We start from the raw sequence: 5,212 nt of genomic DNA on the forward strand, positions 1-5,212 counted from the left end.
CCCCCCCCCCCCCCCACGACCCGCTCGGGGGCTCCCTTCGGCGTGTGCACGTCGAGAACGCCGACACCCTCGGCCTCCCAGTCGCCGCCGTGGACTTCGGCTTCGACGTAGTCGAGCGTCGTGTGCGACGTCACGTCGAGGACGCGTCCGGCCATCTCAATCTCCCGAGACCGACTGGCTCTCCGCCTCGGTCGTCGAGGGGTTCTCACCGTCGTCGAAGGGGTACCACGACTGCTTCGCGTCGGTGAGACAGGGGTCGTCGTACCCGTCGACCTCTTCGGGTTCGGCCAGTTCGACGAGGGTCTCGTGGCTCGTGGCGTCGACCCACTCGCGGAAGGTCTGGCCCTCCTCGCGGAGCGCGGCGAAGGCCTCGACGAGGTTGCGGATCAGCCCGGGAGTCTCGTCGGCAGGCACGCGCTGGCGTACCCACTCGATGAACGCGGGGTTCTCGCCGATGCCGCCGCCGACCCCGATGTCGAGCGCCTCGACCATCTCGCCGTTCTTGCGGCCGCGCATCCCCTGGATACCGATGTCGGCGGTCATCGCCTGTCCACAGTCCGCAGTACATCCCGAGTAGTGCATCTTGATGCGCGAGACGTCGTCGGGCAGGTCGACGTTCGTTCCGAGCCAGCGGAGCATCCGGGCCATTCGCGCCTTCGTCTCGGTGAGTGCGAGCGAGCAGAACTCCGTCCCGGTACAGGCCATCGCCCCCTGGACGAAGGGGTTGGGTTCGGGCTGGTACGTCTCCAGCAGTGGCTCGTTCAGCAGGTTCGAGAGGTTCCCGTCGGGGACGTCCATGAGCAGCGGGTTCTGCCGGCGGCTCAGCCGAATCTCGCCCGAGCCGTACGCCGCCGCCAGATCGGCGAGTTCGACGACGTCCTCGGCAGGCATCCGCCCCACGGGAACCGAGAGCCCGACGTAGTTCCTTCCGTCTTTCTGGTCGTAGACGCCGACGTGGTCGTGCGGGCCCCGCTCGGTCGGCTTGCCGGCGTTGTAGGTGTACTCACGGCGGAAATCGGTCCCGGCGCGCTCGAGTTCGAAGTCGAGGCGGTCGTCGAGCGCCTCGCGGACGGCGTCGGTGCCCCACTCGTCGACGAAGAACCGGGCGCGGTTCTTCGAGCGGTTCTGTCGGTTCCCCTCCGCGTGGTAGAGTTCGACGAACGCCCGGACCGTCTCCGTGGCCTGCTCGGGAGTCACGAACAGGTCGAGCGACCGCGCCCGCCGGGGTTCCCGGCCGCCGAGGCCACCGCCGACGCGGACGTTGAAGCCACGCACCTCCTCACCGTCGACGAGTTTGTGCGCGGGTTCGAGCCCGATGTCGTTGATGGAGTCCTGCGCACAGCCCTGGCGACAGCCCGAGACCGAGATGTTGAACTTTCGGGGCATGTTGCAGAGATCGTCGTCGCCGCGGATCTCTTCTTGAATCTCGTCGAGCAACGTGCGGCTCTCGACGTACTCGTTCGCCTTGCCGGCGACCGGACAGCCGGAGATGTTGCGCATCGTGTCGCCCCCGGCAGAGCGCGAGGAGACGCCGACGGCCTCCAGTTTCTCCCAGATCTCGGGGATGTCCTCGAGTTCGAGCCAGTGCAACTGGATCGACTGTCGGGTCGTGAAGTCGATCCACGCGTCGCCGAACTCGGGGTTCTCGACCGGTCCGGTGGCGTAGTCACGCGCGACTTCGCCGATGGCCTTCAGCTGACCGGGGTCGAGCACCCCCCCGCAGTTGGTGAGGCGCATCATGAAGTACGACTCCTGTCCGCTGCGGTGGTGGAACACCCCCCAGAACTTGAACCGGGAGAACCACTCGTCGCGCTCCGCCTCGGGAATCGAGTCGAAGCCGCGCTCCGCGAACTCCTCGAGCTTCTCGCGGACGGCGTCGCCGTACAGTTCCTCCTTCCACTGCTCTTTCTCGTGGGGCATCGGTTACCCCTCTCCCTCCCCGACCGGGGACTCGAAACCGAGAATGGTGTTCGATTGATTCGTTTGCACGGTCAGAAGTTTTCATAGCGTCATAAAGAAGTTCTCACTTGACAAATACGGAGATTCGAAGGGAGAACCGAACGGACACACACCCCGGGCCGGAACGGCGGGTATATTCCGGCTAATCGAGAGTGAATTTATCATCCGTCCGGGACGGCGTCGACAACTGGACGATGCGAGGGTTCGTCGCGCGGTGCCCCTCGGGTGTGTCTCACGGACACGTGGGCGTGAACGCACATGTGTATATTATGCCCACTAAACTGGAAATATAGACTATCGAAACGATTATAGTGTGCTTTGTTAAAGTATTCGCCCAGAATGAGAGGATACGCGTTCAGTCGATTCGTCTCGGAGACGACGGGGCGTGGAGCGTCGTCGGGACACGGACGGCGCGCCTCGCGTGAACGGGCGGTGGCGGGGAGATGAGCGAGTGGACGCCGACGACGTGTATGCGGTGTGCGGTCGGCTGTGGCCACCTCCAGCAGGGGGTCGACAGTGGGTACGGCCTCGACAGCGTCCGGGGAGACGCGACCCACCCCGTCAACCAGGGCCTCGCCTGTCAGCGGGGCGTCGACGAGACTGCCGACCCGGGCGGGGAGTGGCTGACGCGTCCGCTCGTCCGAGAGGACGGGGAACTCGTCGCGACCAGCTGGGACACGGCACTCGACGTCGTCGTCACACAGTTCGAGGCGGCGCTGGCCGAGACGCGAGACGGCGTCGCCGTGCTCGGCAGCGGGCAGCAGACGAACGAGGCGGCGTACGCACTGGGGAAGCTCGCTCGCGGCGGGCTCGGCACCCGCTACTACGACGCGAACACGACGCTGTGTATGGCTTCGGCCGTCACCGCGTACTACCAGGCGTTCGGCAGCGACGCCCCACCGCCGACGTACGACGACATCCCCGACGCGCGGACGCACCTCGTGTGGGGGGCGAACCCGGCAGTCGCCCACCCCGTCATGTACCGGTGGCTCGTCGACAGCGCCAGCGACCCCGACGCCGAGTTGGTCGTCGTCGACCCGGTCGAGAGCGAGACGGTCGACGACGCCGACTGTCACGTCCAGCTCGACCCCGGAACCGACCTCGCCTTCGCGCGGGCCGTCCTGGCGTCACTCGTCGAGACGGACGCGCTCGACCACGCCTTCGTCGAGGCGGCGACGACTGGGTTCGAAGCGTTGCGTGCCGCGCTCCCGTCGGTCGAAGCGGCCGCTGCCGCGGCCGGTGTCTCCGTCGCGACTGTCGAGCGCGTCGCACGGGCGTTCGCCGACCCGACGCTCGTGTACTGGGGGATGGGCGTCAACCAGAGCGTCCAGGGGACCGCGACGGCGCGGGCGCTCATCGATCTGTGCCTGGCGACGGGCAACCTCGGCCCCGGCACCGGCCCGTTCTCGCTGACCGGGCAGGCCAACTCGATGGGGACCCGCGTCTGCTCGTCGAAGGGGACCTGGCCCGGACACCGCCCCTTCGACGACCCCGACCATCGAGCCGAGGTTGCAGAGACGTGGGGCGTCCCGGTCAGCCGGCTTCCGGACGACCCCGGCCCCGGACCGGTCGGCATCGTCGACGCTATCGCGGACGGCCCGGTCGAGGCGTGCTGGACGGTGGCGACGAATCCGGTCGCGGGGATGCCCGACGCCGACCGCGTCCGGGAGGCGCTCGCGGACACGTTCCTCGTCGTTCAGGACACCTTCCGTACCGAGACCTGTGAGGTGGCCGACGTGGTGCTCCCGGCGGCGACGTGGGGTGAATCCGAAGGGACGGTGACGAACATGGAACGGACGGTGTCGCGGGTCCGCGCGGCGACCGACGTCCCGCCGAAGATCGAACAGGACGTCGACGTCATCGCGGCCATCGGACACCGACTCCACCCGGACCTGTTCGACCGACCGTCCCTCGACCCGGAGGCGGCGTTCGACGAACTGCGCACGTTGACGGCGGGGACGCCCGCGGACCTCTCGGGCATCACCTACGACCGACTCGAAACCGAGATGGCGGTCCGCTGGCCCGCGCCGGACGAGCAGAGTCAGGGTGGCTACCGGTACGTGACCGACGACGGCTGGGCGTTCCCGACGTCGTCGGGCCGGGCCCGGTTCTCGACGGGCACACACGGCGGACTCGCCGAGCCGACCGACGACGAGTACCCGCTCACGCTGACGACCGCCCGGCAGCCCGACGCGTACAACACGGGAGTGCGTACTCGTGGGGGCGACGCCGCCGCGTTACCGATCGCGCGAGTCCACCCGGAGACGGCGCTCGACCACAACGAGGCGCTCGACCGTGGGCGGACCGTCGTCACCTCGCGGCGCGCGGCGGTCACGGTTCGCGTCCAGCCGGACGACGGCGTCCCGAAGGAGATGGTCTGGCTCTCGATTCACCACCCGGCGGTCAACGTGCTCACCCTCCCGGTCGTCGACCCCGAGTCGGCCGAACCCAACTTCAAGCAGTGTGCCGTCGACGTACGGGCACCACAGCCCGAGCACCCGCTCCGGCAGCAGGGGATCACGGGCGGCGGCGAGACGGGGTCGGTCGACGGCGACTGACGCGTCTGTGGGACCTAAAGCTGTATTATCGAATGCCAGGAGGATAATGGATATTAGAACAGCAGTTATCACGACAGGGCCACGTCGACCCGACAACCGTGGACATTCGTCCAGAGACTGCCGAAGCGACTGACGTATCTGGAGAGACCGACGAACGGGCCGAGAGCTGCCCGGCTGTCGAACGGACCGAGAGCCGTCAGACGGTTCCGAGGACGAGATGACCCAGTGGAAGCCGACGACGTGTATGCGGTGTGCAGTCGGCTGTGGCTACCGCCAGCGGAGCGCGGAGGACGAGCCCGGTGTCGCGGACGTGTGTGGCGACCCCGACCACCCGACGAGTAACGGACTCAAGTGCCGACGCGGCGTTCGCGAGACGGTCGCCTCCGACTGTGAGCGCCTGACCGAACCGTTGATTCGCCGCGGCGGACGGCTCCAGCCGACGGACTGGGACACCGCACTCGGCGTCGTGACCACACGGCTCATCGAGGCACTCCGCGCCGGCAACGACAACGTGGCCGTGCTCGGCAGCGGGCAGCAGACGAACGAGGCGGCGTACGCGCTGGGCAAAGTCGCCCGTGGTGCGTTCGGTACCCGCTACTACGACGCGAACACGACGCTGTGTATGGCCTCGGCCGTCACCGCGTACTACCAGGCGTTCGGCAGCGACGCCCCACCGCCGACGTACGACGACGTGC

General features: G+C 67.9%; 3 protein-coding genes. 2 read left to right on the forward strand and 1 reads right to left on the reverse strand.

Annotation, left to right across the window (positions count from 1 at the left end):
- Nucleotides 1–156: 156 nt before the first annotated feature.
- A complete protein-coding gene (locus ACESK5_RS18735; protein ID WP_372913105.1) occupies nucleotides 157–1,920 on the reverse strand; it encodes a nitrite/sulfite reductase in 1,764 nt (587 codons plus the stop codon).
- Nucleotides 1,921–2,402: 482 nt separating this feature from the next.
- On the opposite strand from ACESK5_RS18735, the gene nasA reads away from it, so the two are divergent.
- Nucleotides 2,403–4,517 (forward strand): assimilatory nitrate reductase NasA, encoded by a 2,115-nt coding sequence (gene nasA / locus ACESK5_RS18740; protein WP_372913106.1) that lies wholly within the window; start codon nucleotides 2,403–2,405, stop codon nucleotides 4,515–4,517.
- Nucleotides 4,518–4,734: 217 nt separating this feature from the next.
- Nucleotides 4,735–5,212, forward strand: a 478-nt coding sequence (locus tag ACESK5_RS18745; RefSeq protein WP_372913107.1) for a molybdopterin-dependent oxidoreductase, incomplete at its 3' end; no start/stop codon positions are given.

The organism is Salinigranum sp., assembly GCF_041641895.1.
Taxonomy (GTDB): domain Archaea; phylum Halobacteriota; class Halobacteria; order Halobacteriales; family Haloferacaceae; genus Salinigranum.

Bases quoted from the DNA above. Each gene is read 5' to 3' on its own strand.
- ACESK5_RS18735 (WP_372913105.1), bottom strand. From the start codon at position 1,920: ATGCCCCACGAGAAAGAGCAGTGGAAGGAGGAACTGTACGGCGACGCC.
- nasA (WP_372913106.1), top strand. From the start codon at position 2,403: ATGAGCGAGTGGACGCCGACGACGTGTATGCGGTGTGCGGTCGGCTGT.